Source organism: Parasphingorhabdus sp. (assembly GCF_059726685.1).
This window is the reverse complement of sequence record NZ_AP041068.1, coordinates 551,309-570,602: the sequence shown is the minus strand read 5'-3', so window position 1 is coordinate 570,602 and position 19,294 is coordinate 551,309. Positions and strand designations below refer to the sequence as shown.

Here is a 19,294-nt window from a genome sequence, read left to right as displayed (position 1 = left end):
TATGCGCGAGATAATTTTCGACACCGAAACCACCGGATTCGACCCGCAAAGCGGCGACCGGATGGTTGAGATAGGCTGTATTGAAATGATCGACCGGGTTGAAACAGGTAACAGTTTTCACTGTTATTATAATCCCCAGCGCCCGATGCCCAAATCAGCGGAAGAAATACACGGGCTTTCCGATGTCTTCCTGTCGGACAAGAAACTCTTTGCCGATGGTGCAGAAGAATTGCTTGAATTTCTCGGCGATGCCAATCTGGTCGCCCATAATGCGCAATTTGATTTCAATTTCCTCAATGCCGAGCTGGTCTTGTGTGGAAAAACCGCAATTTCGCAATTTCGCATGGTCGATACGCTGGCTATTGCGAAGGTAAAGCATCCGGGGGCAAAGCTGTCTCTCGACGCGCTCTGTAGTCGATACGGCATTGACCGTAGTCATCGGGTAAAGCATGGCGCGCTGCTGGATGCCGAGCTACTCACACAGCTTTATATTGAGCTTACTGGCGGCCGGCAAATCGGTCTTGGTCTGGCGGATGACAAGCCCGCTGCGGAAACTAAAGAGCGCCAGCCTTCACAAAAGGAATCGGCGCTACGCAGGCAGTTTATTGCACCGCGACCGCATAGCCCCAGCACAGAAGAACTGGAGCGTCATGCCGCTTTCATGGAAGGTATTAAGAATCCGCTGTGGGCTGAAACCTGACCAGCGAGATATCTTTTCCGGCTGAATATCTATAAAATAGTGCGTAACCATAATGGAGAAAAAATATGGAAATTCGTGTTTCAGGACATCAGGTGGACACCGGCGATGCGCTACAAGGCCATGTTGACGATCGAATGAATGCGATAGCCGACAAATATTTTCCCAAGGCGATTTCCAGCCATGCAACATTTGGCAAAGCCCCCCATAACCACTTTCAATGCGATATTGTGTCCCACATCATGACTGGTTTGATGTTGAAATCAGAGGCCAAGGCTGGCGATGCACATCAAGCCTTTGACCAAGCGGCGGACAAGATTGAAAAGCAGCTTCGTCGATATATGCGCCGTTTGAATGATCACCATGTTCAGGCGCAGTATGCGGCAAAGCAGGAGGAGGCAGCTTACCGCGTATTTGACGCCGGTGACGATGAGGTGGAAGTCGAAACTGTTTCCGAAGACCCGCCCATTATTGCTGAAACCAGTACCGATATCCCCGAAGCAAGCGTATCCGATGCGGTGATGATGATGGATTTGCGCAATACCAGTGCGCTATTGTTTAAAAATGCTGGAACTGGATCACATAATATGGTTTACCGCCGCTCGGATGGCACTATCGGCTGGGTCGAACCACAGAAATAGCGTCTTTTCGATTTTGATTCCCCCGGTTCGCCAGAGAAACTTGGCGAACAGATGTTTGTGATCAGCTGCATCCTGCGATGGCGATTCGCCTCTTATGATGTTTTGCGTAGTGAAAATTCAGACCAGTCGGTCTGAGAGGAAAAAATGGAATATTTGTCAGTCTACATTGACCCTGCCGCCATTATGGCGAGCGCCACGGTTCTATCAAAGCAACAGATTTTTACCGCATTGGCGGAAAACGCGGCTCAATCATATGGCTTGGACGCAGATTTGGTGCTGGAACGGCTTCATGACCGTGAAGCCATAGGTTCTACGGGTTTTGGCGGGTCGGTTGCGATTCCCCATGCAAGGATCAAACAGCTCGACAAATGTGTCGGGCTTTTTATTCGCCTTGCGGAACCCATAGGCTTTGATGCTCATGACGGTCAGGACGTTGATTTGATCTTTGGCTTATTGTCTCCGGAACAAGGTAGCGCCAATCATTTGAAAGCGCTGGCAGAAGTATCACGGTTTCTGCGTGATGAATCTGTCGTTACCAAATTGCGGGGCGCGGCGTCCGAGGATGCCCTATATGCGCTGCTTACGGGACAACAGGGTCAGCAAGCGGCTTGACCATGGCTGTCCGGAATGATTCAGATCAGGAAAATAACGGGTCACACCAACATTTCCGGGCTTTAGAGCGGCTCTATAAGGCAGCGCCGATCAATCAACTGTTCGAATCCAATCTTGAAATTTCCGAACGCGGTTTTGCGCGCATTACATTTGCAGTAGATGAGCGTCACTATCATGCAGCCGGCGCGGTTCATGGGACCAGCTATTTCAAGATGCTAGATGATGCTGCCTTTTATGCTGCTAACAGCCTGGTCTCCGACCGTTTTTTGCTTACCACAGCGTTCAACCTGCTGTTTACCCGGCCATTGAAGTCCAGCACCGTGACTGCTGAAGGCCGTTGGGTCAGCGGAAAAAGGCGGGTTTTTGTTGCTGACTCCCGGCTTATTGATGAGGAAGGTGAGGAAATTGCCCGCGGAACCGGTACGTTCATGCGGTCGCATATCCCGCTAGCGTCTCTCCCCGGATATAAGCAGGATTTATGATAGAACCGCGGTTGTCTGCGGAGATGATTGTGCAGTCCTTGTTGCGCAAAGTGAATCAGGAGGGCGGCTTTGCAGCGATCCTTAGAAAAGGCGATCGAATCTCTGGCGCGATCCTCATAATATGCGTCGAAAAAGGTAAAGATCCGCGACTTTTGGAGAAAATGCCAAGTCTTGATGGTCCTTCGACCTGGCAGGTGGTATGGCCGCAAAGCACTGATAATAAACAAGATTTAGACGGGTATTTGGAACGCCGGAGCGGATTTGATCCGGACTTATGGTTAATTGAACTGGACGTCGCGGATGCGGAACGGCTCATCGCTGAAATGACCTGATTTCTTGACTTTGTTGCACTGCACCCTATTTCGCGACCAACTTTGAAGCGAAGGTTGTTCCGAGGGATTGTCCACAAGGACGCGGAATAAACATGCAGACGGAGGGAACAGGGATAAGCCGTTGGTTGGTTTTTAGGCTTATTTACGCGGGTTTTTGGCCCGCACTGGACTCGCCGCATAAAATAACAGGTTTATGAGCAAAATTTTTAAAGCTGCAAGCGTGTTGTCGCTTGCATTTTCTACGGTCGCCGCTCTCGCTGTGACCGATGCGTCATTCGCTTTAGAAGCCAATGACACTACTCCAGAATCCGAGATTGTCATTGATCCCGATATGCTGGAATCTACCGATGAAACGGCGCCGGTAATTTTCGGGGAACTGAAGGAAGTAGCGGCTGCTATTCCCCAAGACGTGATCGAGGCAGATCGGCTTGCTAACGAACAGCGTGATGCTGTTGAAGCAGTTGATTTTACCAATAATGGCGCTGGGTCACTACGGGAACTGGTCCGGCAGCAATCGGTGGACGGGGCGCTCAGCAAAGAGATGCAGTGCCTTGCTGGAACCGTCTACTTTGAATCCAAAGGTGAAACACTGGCTGGTCAGCTAGCCGTCGCACGGGTTGTAATGGCGCGGACCAAATCTTCGCGCTTTCCCGACACAATGTGCGGTGTTGTGTATCAGCGGAAGCAATTCTCCTTCATTCGGAACGGCAAAATGCCGCGGATTGATAAAGGACACCGCCATTGGCGCAATGCAGTTGCGATTTCAAAAATCGCTATGAACGATGGTTGGAAAAGCCCTGTCGAAGGCGCACTGTTCTTCCATGCCCGCTATGTATCGCCCGGCTGGCGGTTAAAGCGGATGGCAACGATTGATAATCATATCTTCTATCGGTGATACCGATTCACAAACTGATTTCATAAAGGCTCCCAATCGGGGGCCTTTATTTTGTTCTATTTATGTTCTAACTTCTTTTCATGATGATAGAACAAAGTGATTCGCCCTTATCAGTCGCCGCTTTGACACTGAATCCCGATCAGATCGAGGAGAATACGGTGCCATTAACGGGGGCTGCTGCAGTTGCCCGCGGTGTGGCGCGCCTCTTTTCCCGCCACGATATAATGGTTCTGTCTGAAGTCAGCCTGCCCAATAAGAGGCGAGCGGACCTGATGGGTGTTGATGCCAAGGGACAGATTGTGATTGTGGAGATCAAGGTCGCGCGCGGTGATTTGTTGGGCGACAATAAGTGGACAGAATATCTCGACTATTGTGACCGCTTCTACTGGGCATTGCCAAGCGATTTTGATGCGTCTCCCTTGGATAGACCGGATTTTATGCCAGAACGTGCCGGGTTGATCATCGCTGATGCTTATGATGCGGAAATGGTCCGTTCTGCAGCAACCCATGCACTTGCCCCTGCGCGGCGGAAAACAGAAACAATGCGGCTGGCACGTCGCTCCATGCAGCGATTATCGGTAGTCCATGGTTGGATCGACCCACAGGCACGGGAATTCTATTAAAATTTGGTTGAAAGACTTAGCCTTCAGGACCAAAAAACCGACCGGTAGTTTCCGGTTTTTTCTCTTTATCCGCTTTTTCAATTTCGGCCAATATCGCAGAAGCACGGCGATCGCGGGTTGCATAATCGCGCGCTGACAGGCCGGCCAGGGTATCGGTGCGATCTGGATCTGCACCATTTTTCAACAATAGCCGAGTCATTTCAGAATCGCGCAACTGGACAGCACGTATCAAGGCTGTTTCGCCGCGGTTATTTGTCTGATTAACATCGGCCTTTTTTTGCAGGAGTACTCTCGCCCCTTCGATAAACCGCAATCGGGTGGCGAGCATGAGCGGGGTTGTACCGCTTTTATCCCGAACATTCGGATTGGCACCTTTTTGCAAAAGAAATCCGGTCCAGGTGGCGTCTCGCCGCGCTACAACAATATGCAGCGCCGTCTCGCCTGTCGAAAGGTCCTTTGTGTTAACAATAACTGAGCCCGGCTCATTCAAGAATTTTGTGGCTTCGGTGCCATCCCTGTCTTTCACAGCTTTCAGAAAATTGTAACTCGCCGAAAATTGGGCATTTGCGACACTTGGAGCTACCAGCGAAAAAGCTGCCAATATCAGCGCGTAGAAACGAACCATCTTGTTTCCCTTGCGGATGTTTGAAAATCTGTTTCTGCCCCGAAGCATAATGAGCTGCCTTATATAAATTTAACGCGCGTAAACTTGAAAACCAGTTGCCGCCTGACAATAGAATCCATCAATTATCAGTTGAATAATCATCCATAGCAGACCATGTCTGGCCGCATGATGAATAATTTACTATCTGCTTTTTCTGCTGCCCTTTTAATGTTGCTTCTCGCCGCTTGCAACCCGGCCTCTTCCGGCAGCGCAGAAACCGAAGCCCCTCTCGCAGGAGCAGATATTGGTGGCAGTTTTACGCTAACCAATCAAGATGGCGGAACAAGTTCCGATACGGATTTCACCGGAAAATACCGGATCATCTATTTTGGCTTTACCTATTGCCCTGATGTCTGCCCGATAGATCTTGCGAATCTGATGAACGGCTTGACGTTGGCCGAAAAGGAAGACCCTTCTCTTGCGGAGAAAATTCAGCCGATCTTTATTTCGATCGATCCGGAGCGTGATCGCCCGGAACAACTGAAACAATATGTCGGGAATTTTCACCCCCGGTTGATCGGTCTGACGGGCAGTGTCGATGAGATTGCCGCTGTCGCAAAGAAATATCTGATCATCTACAATAAGCGCGAAAGTCCGGGTTTTAGCGAATATCTGGTTGACCATAGCCGGCAAGGCTATCTGTTCGGACCAGAGGGCGAACCAATTGCGCTGCTCCCGTTTGACGGTACCCCCCAGCAAGTTGCGGATGAGATTAAGCGGTGGACGCGGTAAACACCGAGCATCCGTTCTGGGAACAACCACTGGACACGCTAGACCGTGCGCAGTGGGAAGCCTTGTGCGATGGTTGTGGCAAGTGCTGCTTGTTGAAGGCCGAAGATGAGGATGATGGTAAGGTCTATATGACCAACATTGCCTGCAAGCTTTTGGACACACAGAGCGCGCGGTGCAGCGACTATCGGCGGCGCCGCTACTATGTCCCCGATTGCATACGGTTGACACGCGGTAAGCTTGACCAATTTACCTGGCTTCCGGACAGTTGCGCTTATAAGATGCGGGCGCGTAATTTACCGTTGCCGGAATGGCACTATCTGGTCTCCGGTGATCGCGAAACGATACACGAAACCGGGAATTCAATCCGGGGCAAGGTGATAACGGAGGTGGAAGCTGGGCCGATTGAACAGCATATTCTGGACAGACCGCTCTAAGGCACGACCAGTCCCAACCGAAAGGGATGAATTCGAGATTGAACTCGAAGGTCGCTTTTACCCGCTGCAAGTCCGCAAACTGGCGCAGGCGCGCTCCATTGCCGTTTCAGCTGACACAGTGAAGGGGGAGGTAAAGCTGACCATGCCGCGCTATGCCAGTACCGTCCAGGCGCTGCGTTTTGCCCAGTCCAAATCGGACTGGTTAGCGGAGCGCTTTGCCGATGCCTTGCCAGCGGTACCGATTATCAATGGCGCCGAAATTGCCTTTGCGGGGGAAAGTCATACCATAAGATGGTCTGCTGAATATTCCCGCAAACCTTTGAAAATCGAAGGCGAAATCCGCGTTGGCGGCCCGGAAAATCGGATTGAAGCGCGTGTAATCAGCTGGATGAAAGATCAATCGCGGGACATGTATGCGGAGGATCTGGCATTTTATTGCGATCGAGCAGAGGTCGATTTGCCCGCGCTATCGGTGGGCGATGCACGCAGACGTTGGGGCAGCTGTTCAGGGCGCAAATCCATAAGGCTCAGCTGGCGGCTTATCATGGCTCCGCCGATGGTCAGGCGCTCTGTGGTTGCCCATGAAGTGGCCCATTTGCGGCATATGAATCACAGCCCTGCCTTCTATGCACTGCTGGACCAAATTTTTGAAGGCAAACGCAATGAGGCCGATCTTTGGCTGAAACAACATGGTGCTGCGCTGCACCTGATTGGGGCGCCAATCAGATAGCTGGCTCTATTCTTCGGCTGGTTTGGGCAAGATCGAAACTGGCCCATTGGGTCGGTCAGTCGGTAGATCATCCGGTTCCTCTTCAGGCGTGCTGTCCTCGCCTTCTCCCCGGCCCAAAACCGAGTCAATCCAGTCCTGATCCAGCTGCGGCGGTCCATCTTCCGCTTGTCCGCCCTCCAAATCATATTCCAGGCCTTGCCCCGTCTCGATGGGCATGCCGTTTTCGTCGACATAAATACCGTCTTCCGGCGCACCATAAAATTCTTCTTCATCCGGTTCCAGTTGCCAGTCGGGCAAGATCAGCTCGGTATCAAATTTTTCCGCTTTCCGTTTGGCCACGGCAACTTTCATGAAGGACGCGAAAGCCGCCGCAGGTGCGCGGCCTCCTTGCAGCCCGCGAACCGCTTTGGCATCGTCCCGGCCCATCCATACACCCGTGGTCAGTCCGCTTGAAAAGCCCAGAAACCAGCCATCTTTATTGCTGCTGGTGGTACCCGTCTTACCGGCCACTGGTCGCCCAATCTGGGCCGCCCGACCGGTACCGGCGTTCACCGCGGTTTGCATCAGATCGGTGATGCCGGCCGCGACCCATGGATCGACAAGCACCCGGCTGCCATCAAATTTGCTTTGGTATAGAACGTCCCCGTTCATCGTGCTGACCTTGGTGATTGCATAGGGCGTGATCGCAACACCCTTGGCATTGACCGAGGCAAAGGCCCTTGTCATGTCCAGAAGCCGGACGTCCGATGTCCCCAATACCATTGACGGATTGGTATCAATGGGCGTGGTAACCCCGAACCGGCGAGCCATGTTGGCGATGGTTGTGGTTCCGATATCATTGCCAATAGCCGCCGCAACGGTATTTTTCGAATAAGCGAAAGCGGAGCGCAGAGTGATATCACCGGCATAGCGTCCACCGCTGTTCCGCGGCGTCCAGTTACCTATCTTGATCGGCTCATCTGTAACAATATCATTGGGCGTATAGCCGGCCTCCAGCGCAGCCATGTAGACGAAGATTTTCCATGCCGATCCCGGTTGACGCACGGCTTGTGTCGCGCGGTTGTAGTTGGATGATACATAATCGGTTCCGCCAACCATCGCTCTAACGGCACCATCGCGATCAATGGCAACCAATGCACCTTGTGTGCCGGCAGGGGCGCCGGTCTGGATAGCATTGGTGGCTGCCCGCTGCATATCAAGATCCAGGGTTGTCCAAACCTCAATCGGTTCAACCGCTTCATCGATCAGAAGGTCAAGTTGCGGCAGTGCCCAGTCTGTAAAGTAGCGCACACTATTCTGGCGCGGTTCAGGCGCAAGTTTGACCGCTGTTGGTTTGGTTTCTGCTGCCTGTGCTGCGCTTATGGCTCCGGCATCCTGCATGACCCGCAATACAACCGTTGCACGGTCGATGGCGGCTTGCGCATCGGCAGTGGGTGAATAGCGCGATGGAGCTTTGACCAGTCCTGCAATAATCGCCGCTTCGGCAAGGCTCAGCTCACCGGCGCCATGGGCAAAGAACCGGCGAGAGGCGGCATCAATGCCATAGGCCCCGCCGCCATAATAGACCTTGTTGAGATAAAGTTCGAGTATCTGCTCTTTCGAAAACTTGCGTTCCATCGCCAGGGCAATCAGCATTTCCCTACCTTTGCGGCCGAATGTCCGGCTGCTGTTCAGGAAGATATTCCGTGCCAGCTGCTGGGTGATGGTCGAGCCACCCTGGGCCCAGTGTCCCCGCTCCAGACGTACTTTGAACGAACGCGCAATTCCGATGGGATCAACGCCGAGGTGACTTTCATAGCGGCGGTCTTCCACAGCGATCATGGCGTCTTTCATGACCTGGGGAATATCCTCATAGTCCAGCCATTGGCCATAGCTGGGACCCATGGAAAACAGTTCTTTTCCGTTCACGTCCAATACGCGGATCATTTGCCCGTTGGGCGAGGATTTCAGGTCTTCATAGCCCGGTAGCGATGACCGGATGACCATCACCGCGACGACAAGCGCAATGAAGCCGAGCAGGCCGACAACCAGCCCGGTTTTCATTATCCGGGAAAGCCATGTCCGGACTGCTCCCGATTGTTTGCTGCGTTTTTTGCCCCGCGCCATATTGTCCCATTCACCATACGCTTACTATGCATCTGTTTAGCGTGTTACCGTCTTACTGCAGGCTGAACGTTGCAGGACAGCGAAATTTTCAACTGTCTTTGGGTTCAAAATCCAGTGCGGCGCTGTTCATGCAATAGCGCAGGCCATTTTCCGCCGGACCATCAGGGAAAACATGACCCAAATGCCCGTCACAGCTGGTGCAACGCACCTCGATACGGCGCATGCCGTGGCTGAGATCTTCTATTTCGGTAACGGCTTCGGACTCGGCGGGTTCGGTAAAACTTGGCCACCCACAGCCACTGTCGAATTTTTTTGCAGCATCGAACAGCTTTGTCCCGCATCCGGCGCAGAAAAACTCACCGTCGCGTTTTTCCGCGTTGAGTTTTCCGGTAAAGGCGCGCTCTGTCCCCGCTTCGCGGAGCACATGATATTGTTCAGGGGTCAATTTTTCGCGCCATTCATCGGCGCTCAAGACGATTTTTTCCATGACGCCAAGTTGGGGAGAAAAGCTGCTGGCGTCAAGCGGCGGCGGGCGAAGTTTACAATGTTTGCAATGTCCTTTTGGCTATTCTTTGATGGTCCCGCGACAATGGTACGGAGTGAATGTCTTCTGTCAAAGTTCACACAAGTCACAGTCAATCCGGGCCATATTTTGACATTTCCGGCCAAAACGCGTCATATGTAGCTTAAAGAACCAGCAAGAGCGGGCGGAAAATATCACAAATATCTTGGTGTAGGAAAGCCGGATATCCATCTTGCAGGGGACCGTGATCATAAATAATTAACCATTTTTTCAGTGCTTTTCGATAAAACCGGAATGTGGTGATGATTAATGCGACATTTCGGCTGGTTTTTCCGGCTTTGATGCTGCTGTGCGGCTGGATGCTTGTTGCGCCGGACAGTGCTGCGGCGCAGTGCCGGCTATGTGCGGCTCCACCGGACGGCGCGTCATCTGCGCGATCATCTGACAAGACAGAGACACCTCTCAATATCGAAATCACCGCCAATCTGGATTTTTCCAGACTGGCTCTGCTTAATCGGGCGGGCGGTGAGGTTGAGATCGATCCACAATCTGGACAGCGCCGGATTAGCGGAGGATTGACGGATCTGGGCGGCTTATCCCTCAATGGCGAAGGGCGTTTGACCGGGGAGCCGGGGCGTGTGGTGCGCGTGCACCTACCGGAGAGGATCACATTAAGCGCCCCAAATGGCTCGACTGCCGATCTGGTTAAGCTCGACACCGATCTACCGGCGCAGGCGCGACTCGATCGTGATGGAAGGCTGAACTTCTCTTTTGGTGGCCGGCTGCGCGTAACCGGCAATGCCAGCGGCCAGTTTCGAGGCCGGATCGCGATTACCGCCGACTATGAATAGCGATACTAGCGCAAATGCGCGGCTTTTCTGGCAATAGTCAGCAATTCCTGTTCGACCAGCACATGTTCCGGCTGGCCGCTGCTTTTGAGGGCAATCTCCAGTACCAATATCCGTTCGATCAGCCGCCCTATATGAGCGGATGACCAGATATTCAGCTGCCGTGCATAATTGTCCCGGTCTTTCCAGAACACGCTGGGGTGATTGACCAGCTTGCCGATATTCGACCCCTGATCAACTTTGGCGCGCAGTTCGGCCAGCTTGTTCAGATGGCGCAGCATCAACCGGATCAACCCGACCTCGCTAAAGCCCGTGGTGCTGACGGCCGCGAGTTCACTGGTCAGTTTTCTGGTGTCACCGCTCACCGCGGCGTTGATCAAAAGCCCCAGATCTTCTTCGTCATTTTCTGCGCCAAGCAGATTGAGAAGTTCCGCCTCAGCCTCTTTCGGGTTATCCGGCGCGGCATCAAGATACAGCGCAATTTTTTCTACCTCGAGTCTCGCGAGAACGAGATCATTGCTGGTCAGGGCGGCTATTGCAGCTGCGGTGTCGCGCGACATGCGCACGCCTTCATCGCGCGCCATGCCGGAAATGGCTGAAACTGCATCGCTTTGCGAAGTTTCATAGCAGGTGGCGATCAGGGCATCGGGGGCTGCGGCAATTTTTTTGGCCAAGGCAGTTTTGTCCGCCATCCCCGCAGCGACGATAAACACCGGATCACCCTTGGTCTCGCTTTCCAGCAGATTCTCTATGGCCGCTGCCGCCCTTACCGCTTCTCCACTGTTCAGACGAACCATGATGAAGCGCTTGTCGCCAAATAGGGACGCTGATGTCGCCTCGTCATTCAGCCGCGCTGCACTTTCAGTGAGATCGGCGATGGTGAGATCAATTCGTTCCGCGGATTGAGCCAGCGGGGCCGCCAATTCATTGGCCAAAGCCTGACAGCGCGTCGCATTGGGGCCGCATAAAACCGCAAGCCTTATGGCTTCAGGGGCCGCATGAAAACGGCGCACAATTTCATTATCTTTGACTTTCACGGCTTCATCCTCGTGCCGCTTCCACTAGTTGCTGCTGTCGCCAGCCTGTTTGCGTGCAAAAAGGGATAGCCGTTTGACAATCTGATCGGCAACCCTTGTGGACAGGTTCTCCAGCGCTGTTTCTTCGGCCGCCACGGTGGCAAATTCCGAGGACACCACGTCAATACCAGCATCGGAGCCGGCGGTCGCATCCAGCACAACTTTGCTGTCGGACAGGCGGACGAGCTGATAACGCGCGCGCAAGGTCCGGCGTTCCCGGGTGATACGATCATTGCTGCGCACGCCAAAGCCGGCAATTTTATCGTCCAGTTCGACGATCAGGCGATATTTGACGTCGCTGCCTTCCAAGGTGGACAGCTGATCATTCAGCGCGTTGCGCATCAGCCATCCCGCCTTGCCCTGGATCGGTTCAACCTGAACGGCACCAAGCTGAGAGGCGACGACACTATTGGAACCGCCGGAATATAGGGGTTGCAGACCGCAGGAAGCGAGCAGGGCGCTGGCTCCGGCGAGCAGAGAGATTATACGCAGCCGCTTCATATAACGATATTCACCAGTCTGTCGGGCACTACGATCACCTTCTTTATGTCCGCTCCATCAATTGTACGCTGCACCTTCTCTGAGGCGAGTGCAAGCTCCTCCAGCACCGATTTATCGCTACCCTTGGCGGCGGTCAGCGTATCGCGCAGCTTCCCGCGCACCTGGACAGCAATGGTCACTTCATCCTCGACCAGCAGGCTTTCGTCCACTTCCGGCCAGGAAGCGTTGGCGATCAGTTCGCTTTCGCCGAGCAGCGCCCAGGCTTCTTCGGCGATATGGGGAACCATGGGCGCAACAATCCGGGCCAGTGATTTTATGGCGTCATGACGATCTGCCGATGGCGCGGCTTTCTCGATCATGTTGACCAGCTCAAACACTTTTGCGACTGCCTTGTTAAACGACAGGGCTTCAATATCTTCGGCAACACCGGCTATGGTCTGATGCAACTTGCGTTTGAGCTTCTTGTCTTCGCCAGTTGGCGCAGGCTGATCCGCAATCGACACAAACAGGCGCCAAAGCCGCTGGATAAAGCGCCAGCTACCCTCGATCCCGGCCTCGGACCATGGCAGGTCACGTTCCGGCGGACTGTCGGACAGCATGAAGAAGCGAACCGCGTCCGCCCCATATTGGTCGATAATCGGATCAGGGTCGACGACGTTCTTCTTCGACTTCGACATTTTTTCAATGCGGCCTATCTGGATCGGAGCACCGCCGGATGACTTGAACACGCCACCTTCACGGTGTTCGATTTCATCGGGGCTGTAATAGACGATCTGATCGGCCCCGGTATCTTCGTTCTGAACCGTTTCGAAATAAGTCTCGTGTGTCACCATGCCTTGTGTGAACAGACTTTCAAACGGCTCGGCAAAATCGAGCTTGCCAATTGACGCCAGCGCGCGCGTCCAGAAACGGGCGTAGAGCAGGTGCAGGATCGCATGTTCAATGCCACCAATATATTGTGACACCGGCATCCATTGCCTGACGGTATCGGCATCAAATGGCTGATCATCCGGCTGGCTGGCAAAACGCAGGAAGTACCAGCTGGAGTTGGTAAAAGTATCAAGCGTATCGGTTTCGCGCCGCGCCGCGTTGCCGCATTTTGGACAATCGACATGTTTCCATGTTTCATGGCGCTCCAGCGGATTGCCGGGAATATCAAAGCTGACATCATCGGGTAACGTGACTGGCAACTGATCTTTCGGAACAGGAACCGCACCGCAATCATCACAGTGGATGATCGGAATTGGCGTTCCCCAGTAACGCTGCCGCGAAACGCCCCAGTCGCGCAGCCGCCAGGTCGTCTGGGCTTTACCCCATCCTTCGGACTCGGCCCTGTCGATGACCGTTTGTTGCGCGGTTTCAATATCCATGCCGTCGAGCATGCGGCTGTTCACCAGCATGCCGGGACCGGTATAGGATTCATCATGGATGGGCGCATCTTCGTCGCCTTCCGCAGCGACCACACGTGTTACCGGCAGTGCATATTTGCGCGCAAAATCCAGATCGCGCTGGTCATGGGCGGGCACGCCGAAAACAGCGCCGGTGCCATAGTCCATCAACACGAAATTCGCGACGAAAACGGGTAATTCCCATGACGGGTCCAGCGGATGGGTAACTTTCAGGCCCGTATCAAAGCCCTTCTTCTCCATCGTTTCAAGTTCAGCAGCAGTCGTCCCGGTTCTTTTGCAGTCCTCACAAAAGGCCGCGAGCATTTCATCATCTTGCGCCAGTTGCTGCGCCAATGGATGGTCGGCAGACAGAGCGATAAAGCTCGCCCCGAAAATCGTATCCGGGCGCGTCGAGAAAACTTCAACAGTTTCAATATCCTGCTGTTTCTCCGCCAGCGCAAAATGAAATTGCAGGCCCTGAGACTTGCCAATCCAGTTTTCCTGCATTGTACGGACTTTTTCCGGCCAGCCTTTCAGATTATCGAGACCGGCGAGCAGTTCTTCCGCGAAATCGGTGATTTTCAAAAACCACTGGCTGAGCTTGCGCTTCTCCACCGGCGCACCGGAGCGCCAGCCTTTCCCGTCGATCACCTGCTCATTGGCGAGTACGGTCATATCGACCGGATCCCAGTTGACGGCGGACTCTTTACGATAGACCAGCCCGCCTTCGAACATGTCGATAAAAAGCGCCTGTTCCTGTCCGTAATAATCAGGTTCGCAGGTCGCCAATTCGCGGCTCCAGTCCAGTGCAAAGCCCAGCCGTTTTATCTGGTCCCGCATCGCCACGATATTGGCGCGGGTCCATTCGCCGGGATGGACTTTCTTTTCCATAGCGGCATTTTCGGCCGGCATGCCAAAGGCATCCCAACCCATTGGATGAAGCACCTCGAAACCCTGCATCCGCCGGAAACGGGCGAGCACATCGCCCATCGTATAGTTGCGGACATGGCCCATATGAATGCGGCCGGAGGGATAGGGAAACATTTCCAGCACAAAGCTGCGCGGTTTTGGCGAGTTGTCATCCGCTTCAAAAACGCCGGATTCCGACCAGCGGGCTTGCCAGCGCTTGTCCGCCGATAAAGGGTTAAAACGCTGATCGGTCATGCTGGTCCTATAAGAATGTGGCCCGTTTCAGCAGGCCCGTCGTTGGATTAGTTGGTTGTCCCGCTCAATTGGTAAGGGCTCCGCGCCGCAAGTCGCGCGCTTTGGTGAGGATGATCTGTTCCAGCTTCTGCGTCGTCGCAGCTTTTACCGGCGCATCTACCCAGGTGCCGCCATTGCGAACCTGCCGTGATGCCCCGACGCGCAAGGCATCGGCGCGCAAATCCTGATCGAGGATGGAGATGTTCAATTTCATCCGCTCCGACGGGTTTTGCGGGTTCACATACCAGTCAGTGAGGATGACGCCGCCATTGCTGTCGGTCTGGGTCAGCGGCATGAAGGAAAGGCTGTCAAGTGTCGCACGCCACAAATAGCTGTTCACACCGATGGTGGTGATCTGTGACGCGGCAAGATCAGCTGTTGGCCGATCGTTGCTGGCACAGGCGGAAAGGCCGGATACGAGAGCCACGGCCGAAAGACCCATTACCAAAGGACGCATTTTTGCGGTGGATAAAGAAAGGCGGGACATGAACAAGCTCCTCATTGGCAGTCTGGCGGCATATTTGGATTGCACCATCTGCCTGTAAATCTGATTTCAACGCTCTCTATAATTGCTTTGCCGCAAGGGGCAAGCCAAAGCGCAACATTTCGCTCTTGCGAAGTCCCGCGTGAATGGCAGTTGAATGGGGCGGATACCGAATATTTTGCAGCGCGCCGGGTATTGCCGGAGACGAGGCGAGCGAATCGATAATCCTTTGTTCAGCTTAAGGTAATTAAATAATATGCTTAAGAAATGAAAAACCGTAACCCAACTGCAACAGAAAATGTTCAGATCAAGAAAATCGGACAAAATCAGCAAGTTGACTCGTCTCTCGGCGAAAAATTTGATATAGAAAGACTCGAACAAGGGGAAATACCGTCGTCATGAGGAAAAATGGCAATCTTTTGGGTTGGTTAGCAGCGGGACTCGCTGCGTCCGGTCTTGCCATGACTCCTGCTTTGGCCCGCGTATTGTCCGATCAAGGCAATGCGGTTTCGCTGCGTTCGCTGAGCTCCATCGGTTCTTTCACAACTGCCGGTGCTGACCCTGAATTGGCTGCGAGTTTCAAACGCAATGTGCTTGGTAGCAAAACCCAGTTTAAATTTACGCCTGCTGGCGGAACGACAAGCGGTGATCGTGCCGTAACTGTTGTTGTGCGGCAAGACGCGTCGAGCAATGCCATTTCCATTCGGCAGAATGTTGCGTCCGCGGCGCCGGGTGCAGGTGTGCTGACGCCAGCCAAGATTACACCGACATCATTCAGCCTTGGTACGGCCAAAGGTCTGAAGAGCTTTGCTATCCCAGTTAAGAAGCTGGCTGATAACCTGCCGGATCTTTCGGAAATTGGTGCGGGTATCGATTCAGGCGATAAAGAAAAAGGCAAGAAAAGCCGCTTTAATCCGCGTCTGTCGATTGATGCAAAAACGCCCCTTGGTGCAGCTCCAGGTGCTTTGACAGCGAGTGAAAAAGATTATTCGCTTGATCTGGGTGGAAGCTATTCAGTGACGCGCAATCTTGATGTTACCGCTGGCGTTCGTTTGAAGAACGAGCGGGACCGCATGGCTCCGTTGACCGATTCTCGCCAGGATAGCCAGGCTGTCTATGTCGGAACGCAGTTCCGCTTCTGATATTTTTACAATCTGCTTAAACCATCAATGGCGGCCCAGCCATGGGCGCCCAATGTTTCAAGCTGTTGAAACCGCACCGCATTCATCCCGCCAAGTAACATCACCGGCTTTCTGCACAAGCTGATCAGTCGCCGCAATTGCAAACGGTTTAACGGTTTTTGTCCGGGGTGCGACCGCGTTGCAAAAGCGGGCGATAGAAACATGAGGTCTGCGCCATGATGCTGCGCAATGGCTATTTCTCCGGGACTATGAACCGGTGCGCTGTGCAGCAGGCCGTTGGTCTGATGCCGTTTCCACTGCCGCCCATGTACGCCATCTGCGCCCCACTGCCGTGCTAGCGATGGCGATCCGGCCAGCAACAGGATGTGGTCATGGCGCCTTGCGCAAGCCCTGATTGCCTGGAATCTTTCCTGCCGCTGATCGTTGTCCAAATGATAGTGACGGAAGATAATCCCGCTGCCTCGCGGCAAGGCCTTTACGGACTTTTCCAGACTTTCGTCATTGCGTGCATCTGTCATCAGCCAGATTTGCGGATAAAGATCGGAAAACCAGGACTGGTGCATGCATCTTGCCTGCCATATAGGCTGCGAATAGCCAATCGGGAATGTGATAAAAGCGGAATATTATGCAATGACGGAATCTGACGAAAAGCTTGCCACCGAGAATTTGGCTATGATGCAAGGGCAAATGAGCAAGGCGGCGAAAATCGCCCAGCGCAAGGTTGAAGATGTACGCTTGATTGCCATTTCCAAAACCCGCTCCGCTGATGAGATACGGCCGCTACTGGAAGCCGGACACAGGCTTTTCGGTGAGAACCGGGTGCAGGAAGCGGCCGGGAAATGGCCAGCACTGCGTGACGCGTTTGACGGTGTCAAAGTGCATCTGGTGGGACAGTTGCAATCCAACAAGGCGGAAGACGCCGTCGAGTTGTTTGATGCGATCCATTCGCTTGACCGGCCGTCATTGATCAAGGCGCTGGCGAAGGCGATGGACAAGCTGGACCGCCGCATCCCCTGTTTCGTTCAGGTGAATATCGGCGAAGAACCGCAAAAGGGTGGCTGCGAGATCAGCGATTTGTCGGATTTGCTCCGGTCAGCGCGTTCGGCCGGCATTGAAGTCCCTGGCCTTATGTGTGTGCCGCCATCCGGGGTGCACCCTGCGCCCTATTTTGCACTACTCGCCAAACTGGCCAAGGAAAATGACCTTTCCGGTCTCAGCATGGGTATGTCCGGTGATTTCGAAAGCGCGATCAAGCTTGGTGCGACCCATGTGCGTGTCGGCACCGCACTTTTCGGCCCGCGAACCTAGTTCTCGCCTTTCGAAGCTCCATTTTTCTCAGCCCCTTTGGCTGCGCGACCGGCTTTGCGTTCTTCCGGGGTGTCTGGCGCGACAAAGCTGATTACAATATCGCCCTCTTCGATAACTGGTCGGGCTTCGGTGGCGAAGAATAGCAAGCGGCGATCTTCCTTCAGCACGGCAAGGGGCTCTTCACCCGATTCAAGATTCTTGCGATATTCTTCGGCCGAGAAGACCTCGGTAATATTTGTTTTGCTGAACCGCCAGCCATCGCGCTCACGGTCGAGCAGACTGTTAAAGTCCGCACCTGATTCAAACAAAATCCGCCCATGACCAACTTTGCTATTGGCTTTGGCGCGGCTATCATTGGACAGGCGGCTAATCTGGTCAAAGCCCATTTCGGGGCCGAGGTCGGCAGTGATCAGCTGGTTCTGGCTGTCATTATCGGTGGCAACGATCATATGCTGGAACTCGCCTAGTTCGACATGGTCGTTATGAGCCTCATCAAGTATGTCACCCTGATGGGTCTTCAGGTCCTCATGTCTGGCCCGGCGCAGGGCAAACTGGCTAGTGTCTGCGATCAGAACGTCGATATCCAGGGATTTCAAGATTTTACCCAAGGCGACGGACCATCTGGTGGCACCGACAATCAAGACACCTTCGCCCTTGCCTTCGTTAATGCCAAGACGGTCAGCGACCCAGCCAGCGGAAAAACCATGAGCAAAGATGGTGGCGATAACCACTGCAAAACTGAGCGGAACCAAGGCCTCTGCACCGGGCAGGCCATAGTCGACCAGACGGATGGCAAACAGACCGGTAATGGCAACCGCAACAATACCGCGCGGCGCGATCCATGCGATGAACAGCCGCTCTCGCCAGGGTAGCGAACTGAAGAGAAGTGCGATCAGCACAGACAAGGGGCGGACGACGAACAACAGCAGGATAAGGAAAACAATAAATTGCGGCTGGAACTGTTGGACGGTCTCCCAGTCGAGGGTGGCTGACAGGATGATGAAAACCCCCGAAATCAGCAAAACCGCCAGATCTTCCTTAAACCGGTGCAGCGCCTGGCTGGAATAAATCTGTCTGTTGGCCATAACCACACCCATGACCGTGACAGTGATCAGGCCGGTTTCATGCATGATCAAATCAGCGAGCACAAAACCGCCAATCACGGTGATGAGCAAAAACGGCGCCTTCAGATATTCCGGCACATGGCCGCGCGGGAATAGCCAGGTAATCGCATAGCCCAAAGCCGCGCCGATCAGGCCCGCCAGGAAACTCGCCGCCAGCACGTCCATGCTGATCGACGCAATATTCGCATTGGGGCCTTCATAGGTAATATAGGCGTAAATCCCGACCGCGAGCAGGGCGCCGATCGGGTCGTTGACGATACCCTCCCACTTAAGCACGTTGCGCACCCGCGACGGTACGCGCAAGGTCCGCAGCATCGGGCCGATCACTGTCGGCCCGGTAACGATCATTATTCCGCCGAGCAGTGCAGAAATCTCCCAGGATAATCCGGCTCCATAATGGGCTGCTCCTGTGCCGAGTATCCAGGCGATCGGACCGGCAATGAAAATCATCATGAACACCGCGCCGCCTGCCTGGCGAAGTTCGCGGAAGTTGAGGCTCAAGCCGCCTTCAAACAGGATCACCGCAACGGCCAGCTTGATAATCGGCTCCTGTAGCGCGCCAAAGTCCCGTTCAGGGTCGATAATACCCAATATCGGGCCAGCAATAATGCCGACAATCAGCATCAGGGCAATGGCTGGTCGGCCTGTGCGCCAGGCGACCCATTGTGCGCCAATGCCCAAAAGGCCGATCAACGCAATTTTCACCATCAGCGAATCAACAATAATCATTTGTAATCTATGCCGTTTTT

The 19,294-nt window shown here is 53.8% G+C and carries 22 protein-coding genes; 13 read left to right on the top strand and 9 right to left on the bottom strand.

Annotated features, from left to right (window positions below):
- Nucleotide 1 precedes the first annotated feature (1 nt).
- The 7 genes from dnaQ (at nucleotide 2) to AC6I9Z_RS02825 (ending at nucleotide 4,282) form a co-directional block, all read left to right on the top strand.
- The gene (gene dnaQ / locus AC6I9Z_RS02855; protein WP_461457212.1) at nucleotides 2-700 is read left to right on the top strand and encodes a DNA polymerase III subunit epsilon; all 699 of its coding nucleotides are present in this window, start codon (nucleotides 2-4) and stop codon (nucleotides 698-700) included.
- A gap of 65 nt (nucleotides 701-765) precedes the next feature.
- Nucleotides 766-1,338 (top strand): ribosome hibernation-promoting factor, HPF/YfiA family, encoded by a 573-nt coding sequence (gene hpf / locus AC6I9Z_RS02850; protein ID WP_461457214.1) that lies wholly within the window; start codon nucleotides 766-768, stop codon nucleotides 1,336-1,338.
- A 144-nt stretch (nucleotides 1,339-1,482) separates the two neighbouring features.
- A complete protein-coding gene (locus tag AC6I9Z_RS02845; protein WP_461457216.1) occupies nucleotides 1,483-1,950 on the top strand; it encodes a PTS sugar transporter subunit IIA in 468 nt (155 codons plus the stop codon).
- 2 nt (nucleotides 1,951-1,952) lie between these two features.
- Complete coding sequence (locus AC6I9Z_RS02840; RefSeq protein ID WP_461457217.1) at nucleotides 1,953-2,432, top strand: PaaI family thioesterase; 480 nt, start codon at nucleotides 1,953-1,955, stop codon at nucleotides 2,430-2,432.
- A complete protein-coding gene (locus AC6I9Z_RS02835) occupies nucleotides 2,429-2,764 on the top strand; it encodes a DUF1491 family protein (RefSeq protein ID WP_461457219.1) in 336 nt (111 codons plus the stop codon). The genes AC6I9Z_RS02840 and AC6I9Z_RS02835 overlap by 4 nt, the downstream gene beginning before the upstream one ends.
- 193 nt (nucleotides 2,765-2,957) lie before the next feature.
- Nucleotides 2,958-3,659 carry a cell wall hydrolase gene (locus AC6I9Z_RS02830; RefSeq protein ID WP_461457221.1) on the top strand — a complete coding sequence of 234 codons (702 nt, stop codon included), beginning with the start codon at nucleotides 2,958-2,960 and terminating at the stop codon, nucleotides 3,657-3,659.
- A 158-nt stretch (nucleotides 3,660-3,817) separates the two neighbouring features.
- Nucleotides 3,818-4,282, top strand: a complete 465-nt coding sequence (locus AC6I9Z_RS02825; protein ID WP_461457222.1) for an MmcB family DNA repair protein — start codon at nucleotides 3,818-3,820, stop codon at nucleotides 4,280-4,282.
- 16 nt (nucleotides 4,283-4,298) lie between these two features.
- Here the strand turns inward: AC6I9Z_RS02825 and AC6I9Z_RS02820 are convergent, their stop codons facing one another.
- The gene (locus AC6I9Z_RS02820) at nucleotides 4,299-4,907 is read right to left on the bottom strand and encodes an ankyrin repeat domain-containing protein (RefSeq protein ID WP_461457223.1); all 609 of its coding nucleotides are present in this window, start codon (nucleotides 4,905-4,907) and stop codon (nucleotides 4,299-4,301) included.
- Between the two features lie 153 nt (nucleotides 4,908-5,060).
- Here AC6I9Z_RS02820 and AC6I9Z_RS02815 point away from each other — a divergent pair, with 153 nt between their 5' ends.
- Genes AC6I9Z_RS02815 through AC6I9Z_RS02805 form a run of 3 tightly spaced genes read left to right on the top strand, consistent with a single transcriptional unit; the run spans nucleotide 5,061 to nucleotide 6,842 of the window.
- Nucleotides 5,061-5,678 (top strand): SCO family protein, encoded by a 618-nt coding sequence (locus tag AC6I9Z_RS02815; protein WP_461457225.1) that lies wholly within the window; start codon nucleotides 5,061-5,063, stop codon nucleotides 5,676-5,678.
- Nucleotides 5,666-6,112 (top strand): YcgN family cysteine cluster protein, encoded by a 447-nt coding sequence (locus AC6I9Z_RS02810; protein WP_461457227.1) that lies wholly within the window; start codon nucleotides 5,666-5,668, stop codon nucleotides 6,110-6,112. Before AC6I9Z_RS02815 ends, AC6I9Z_RS02810 begins: the two co-directional genes overlap by 13 nt.
- Nucleotides 6,081-6,842, top strand: coding sequence for a M48 family metallopeptidase (locus AC6I9Z_RS02805; RefSeq protein WP_461457229.1), 762 nt, complete (start codon nucleotides 6,081-6,083; stop codon nucleotides 6,840-6,842). Before AC6I9Z_RS02810 ends, AC6I9Z_RS02805 begins: the two co-directional genes overlap by 32 nt.
- A 6-nt stretch (nucleotides 6,843-6,848) precedes the next feature.
- Here the strand turns inward: AC6I9Z_RS02805 and AC6I9Z_RS02800 are convergent, their stop codons facing one another.
- Both AC6I9Z_RS02800 and msrB read right to left on the bottom strand, forming a co-directional pair.
- Nucleotides 6,849-8,948 carry a transglycosylase domain-containing protein gene (locus tag AC6I9Z_RS02800; protein WP_461457231.1) on the bottom strand — a complete coding sequence of 700 codons (2,100 nt, stop codon included), beginning with the start codon at nucleotides 8,946-8,948 and terminating at the stop codon, nucleotides 6,849-6,851.
- 88 nt (nucleotides 8,949-9,036) lie between these two features.
- On the bottom strand, nucleotides 9,037-9,435 hold the full coding sequence (gene msrB / locus AC6I9Z_RS02795) for a peptide-methionine (R)-S-oxide reductase MsrB (protein ID WP_461457233.1): 399 nt from the start codon (nucleotides 9,433-9,435) through the stop codon (nucleotides 9,037-9,039).
- A gap of 338 nt (nucleotides 9,436-9,773) precedes the next feature.
- On the opposite strand from msrB, the gene AC6I9Z_RS02790 reads away from it, so the two are divergent.
- Complete coding sequence (locus AC6I9Z_RS02790; protein ID WP_461457235.1) at nucleotides 9,774-10,322, top strand: DUF4402 domain-containing protein; 549 nt, start codon at nucleotides 9,774-9,776, stop codon at nucleotides 10,320-10,322.
- Between the two features lie 5 nt (nucleotides 10,323-10,327).
- On the opposite strand, the gene holA is transcribed toward AC6I9Z_RS02790, so the two are convergent.
- From holA to AC6I9Z_RS02770, 4 genes are all read right to left on the bottom strand, one after another.
- A complete protein-coding gene (gene holA / locus AC6I9Z_RS02785; RefSeq protein ID WP_461457236.1) occupies nucleotides 10,328-11,356 on the bottom strand; it encodes a DNA polymerase III subunit delta in 1,029 nt (342 codons plus the stop codon).
- Between the two features lie 24 nt (nucleotides 11,357-11,380).
- Nucleotides 11,381-11,896, bottom strand: a complete 516-nt coding sequence (gene lptE / locus AC6I9Z_RS02780; RefSeq protein WP_461457238.1) for an LPS assembly lipoprotein LptE — start codon at nucleotides 11,894-11,896, stop codon at nucleotides 11,381-11,383.
- Nucleotides 11,893-14,448 carry a leucine--tRNA ligase gene (gene leuS, locus AC6I9Z_RS02775; protein WP_461457240.1) on the bottom strand — a complete coding sequence of 852 codons (2,556 nt, stop codon included), beginning with the start codon at nucleotides 14,446-14,448 and terminating at the stop codon, nucleotides 11,893-11,895. Before leuS ends, lptE begins: the two co-directional genes overlap by 4 nt.
- A 64-nt stretch (nucleotides 14,449-14,512) precedes the next feature.
- Nucleotides 14,513-14,974: a DUF3576 domain-containing protein gene (locus AC6I9Z_RS02770; RefSeq protein WP_461457242.1), complete on the bottom strand. Its 462-nt coding sequence runs from the start codon at nucleotides 14,972-14,974 to the stop codon at nucleotides 14,513-14,515.
- A 395-nt stretch (nucleotides 14,975-15,369) separates the two neighbouring features.
- Here AC6I9Z_RS02770 and AC6I9Z_RS02765 point away from each other — a divergent pair, with 395 nt between their 5' ends.
- A complete protein-coding gene (locus tag AC6I9Z_RS02765) occupies nucleotides 15,370-16,113 on the top strand; it encodes a hypothetical protein (RefSeq protein WP_109356040.1) in 744 nt (247 codons plus the stop codon).
- Nucleotides 16,114-16,118: 5 nt separating this feature from the next.
- Here the strand turns inward: AC6I9Z_RS02765 and AC6I9Z_RS02760 are convergent, their stop codons facing one another.
- Nucleotides 16,119-16,676: a thiamine phosphate synthase gene (locus AC6I9Z_RS02760; RefSeq protein WP_461457244.1), complete on the bottom strand. Its 558-nt coding sequence runs from the start codon at nucleotides 16,674-16,676 to the stop codon at nucleotides 16,119-16,121.
- A gap of 109 nt (nucleotides 16,677-16,785) precedes the next feature.
- Here AC6I9Z_RS02760 and AC6I9Z_RS02755 point away from each other — a divergent pair, with 109 nt between their 5' ends.
- A complete protein-coding gene (locus tag AC6I9Z_RS02755; RefSeq protein WP_461458217.1) occupies nucleotides 16,786-17,421 on the top strand; it encodes a YggS family pyridoxal phosphate-dependent enzyme in 636 nt (211 codons plus the stop codon).
- Here AC6I9Z_RS02755 and AC6I9Z_RS02750 read toward each other — a convergent pair.
- The gene (locus AC6I9Z_RS02750) at nucleotides 17,418-19,274 is read right to left on the bottom strand and encodes a cation:proton antiporter (RefSeq protein WP_174209032.1); all 1,857 of its coding nucleotides are present in this window, start codon (nucleotides 19,272-19,274) and stop codon (nucleotides 17,418-17,420) included. The two genes, AC6I9Z_RS02755 and AC6I9Z_RS02750, sit on opposite strands and share 4 nt — an antisense overlap.
- Nucleotides 19,275-19,294: the final 20 nt, after the last annotated feature.

What these genes read in the sequence shown, in the direction of transcription:
- AC6I9Z_RS02765 (WP_109356040.1), top strand. Translation starts at nt 15,370, where the DNA reads ATGAGGAAAAATGGCAATCTTTTGGGTTGGTTAGCAGCGGGACTCGCT.
- AC6I9Z_RS02840 (WP_461457217.1), top strand. Translation starts at nt 1,953, where the DNA reads ATGGCTGTCCGGAATGATTCAGATCAGGAAAATAACGGGTCACACCAA.
- AC6I9Z_RS02750 (WP_174209032.1), bottom strand. Translation starts at nt 19,274, where the DNA reads ATGATTATTGTTGATTCGCTGATGGTGAAAATTGCGTTGATCGGCCTT.
- dnaQ (WP_461457212.1), top strand. Translation starts at nt 2, where the DNA reads ATGCGCGAGATAATTTTCGACACCGAAACCACCGGATTCGACCCGCAA.
- AC6I9Z_RS02830 (WP_461457221.1), top strand. Translation starts at nt 2,958, where the DNA reads ATGAGCAAAATTTTTAAAGCTGCAAGCGTGTTGTCGCTTGCATTTTCT.
- hpf (WP_461457214.1), top strand. Translation starts at nt 766, where the DNA reads ATGGAAATTCGTGTTTCAGGACATCAGGTGGACACCGGCGATGCGCTA.
- AC6I9Z_RS02760 (WP_461457244.1), bottom strand. Translation starts at nt 16,676, where the DNA reads ATGCACCAGTCCTGGTTTTCCGATCTTTATCCGCAAATCTGGCTGATG.
- AC6I9Z_RS02755 (WP_461458217.1), top strand. Translation starts at nt 16,786, where the DNA reads ATGATGCAAGGGCAAATGAGCAAGGCGGCGAAAATCGCCCAGCGCAAG.
- AC6I9Z_RS02770 (WP_461457242.1), bottom strand. Translation starts at nt 14,974, where the DNA reads ATGTCCCGCCTTTCTTTATCCACCGCAAAAATGCGTCCTTTGGTAATG.
- lptE (WP_461457238.1), bottom strand. Translation starts at nt 11,896, where the DNA reads ATGAAGCGGCTGCGTATAATCTCTCTGCTCGCCGGAGCCAGCGCCCTG.
- AC6I9Z_RS02790 (WP_461457235.1), top strand. Translation starts at nt 9,774, where the DNA reads ATGATTAATGCGACATTTCGGCTGGTTTTTCCGGCTTTGATGCTGCTG.
- AC6I9Z_RS02800 (WP_461457231.1), bottom strand. Translation starts at nt 8,948, where the DNA reads ATGGCGCGGGGCAAAAAACGCAGCAAACAATCGGGAGCAGTCCGGACA.
- AC6I9Z_RS02820 (WP_461457223.1), bottom strand. Translation starts at nt 4,907, where the DNA reads ATGGTTCGTTTCTACGCGCTGATATTGGCAGCTTTTTCGCTGGTAGCT.
- AC6I9Z_RS02845 (WP_461457216.1), top strand. Translation starts at nt 1,483, where the DNA reads ATGGAATATTTGTCAGTCTACATTGACCCTGCCGCCATTATGGCGAGC.
- msrB (WP_461457233.1), bottom strand. Translation starts at nt 9,435, where the DNA reads ATGGAAAAAATCGTCTTGAGCGCCGATGAATGGCGCGAAAAATTGACC.
- AC6I9Z_RS02835 (WP_461457219.1), top strand. Translation starts at nt 2,429, where the DNA reads ATGATAGAACCGCGGTTGTCTGCGGAGATGATTGTGCAGTCCTTGTTG.
- AC6I9Z_RS02815 (WP_461457225.1), top strand. Translation starts at nt 5,061, where the DNA reads ATGTCTGGCCGCATGATGAATAATTTACTATCTGCTTTTTCTGCTGCC.
- leuS (WP_461457240.1), bottom strand. Translation starts at nt 14,448, where the DNA reads ATGACCGATCAGCGTTTTAACCCTTTATCGGCGGACAAGCGCTGGCAA.